This window comes from Vibrio sp. 10N.222.52.B7 (assembly GCF_041474275.1).
GTDB classification, from domain to species: Bacteria; Pseudomonadota; Gammaproteobacteria; order Enterobacterales; family Vibrionaceae; genus Vibrio; species Vibrio crassostreae_C.
In genome coordinates this window covers 1-342 of record NZ_JBFRTU010000294.1, presented here as the reverse complement: position 1 = coordinate 342, position 342 = coordinate 1, and the positions used below count along the sequence as shown (strand labels likewise).

The window sequence follows — 342 nt, the reverse complement described above, 5'->3', positions numbered from 1 at the left end:
CAAGTAAGTGTAAGTCAAGATATTGGTTCAAATGATCACTCACGTACAGTAGTGGACGTAAGTGGTAGTCTCAACGAAGCTCAGACGTTGCGAGCTCGTACCGTTATAGCTAAAGAAAGTTATAGCTCATGGCGCGAATATGGTGATGGTTCAAAGCCACAAACTGAAAGGTTAGTTGGTGGTCTTTTCGTTGATTATGATGTTACAGAAGACGTACTTGTGTCACTTCACTACGACCGTACGAATGATGATGGAAGTGTTGACTCAGGTGCACTATTTGTTGATGGTAAACAAGTCGGTAGCGATAAGCATATTTGGGACGCTCAATGGTCTGAGATTGAA

Annotated in this window: 1 pseudogene; it reads left to right on the top strand. The window is 42.4% G+C overall.

What is annotated here, in order from left to right:
• Positions 1 to 342, top strand: a pseudogene (locus tag AB4512_RS22895) (TonB-dependent siderophore receptor); the annotation flags it as partial.